The organism is Haloferax profundi, assembly GCF_001469865.1.
Classification (GTDB): domain Archaea; phylum Halobacteriota; class Halobacteria; order Halobacteriales; family Haloferacaceae; genus Haloferax; species Haloferax profundi.
Genome location: NZ_LOPV01000190.1, coordinates 1 through 443, shown reverse-complemented (window position 1 = coordinate 443; position 443 = coordinate 1). Strand labels below are relative to the sequence as shown.

At 51.2% G+C, this 443-nt stretch carries 1 protein-coding gene; it reads right to left on the bottom strand.

Features of this window, described 5'->3' with window-relative positions; translation table 11 throughout:
- Window positions 1–443 (bottom strand): hypothetical protein (locus AUR66_RS21915; protein WP_197409726.1); only part of this gene is annotated, 443 nt, incomplete at both ends.

Here is a 443-nt window from a genome sequence, read left to right as displayed (position 1 = left end):
CGTTAACATCCTCGAACAACCCGTCACCGTTCAGGTCGTTCGGTGGCTGGTCGGACACACCAACCGGCGGCAAGACCGGCGACACAGTCACAGAGGCATTCGATTCATCTGTCACAGTGTACTCTATACCGCTCTCGTTTGTCAGTGATTCAATGTCGAGAGCAACATTTGAAGACCCAGCACTGACGCCACGAATTTGCACAGTGGCAATCGTCACAGATCCTGTTTGGTTAGTCTCGAGGCCTGTTGCGTTGATATGAACCGACTCGTTCGTGGTCGTAATGTCGGTCGTACTTTGAGCTCCGTTTGCGATAACCGTCGCGTTCTCTACTGTTGCAACAGATGTATTCGTCACGTTGACTATCGCCGAAACCGCATTAATACCACCATCTGCGTCGTCGATAACGACATCGAAGGTAGTGCTTTCACCGACTGAGAGTTTG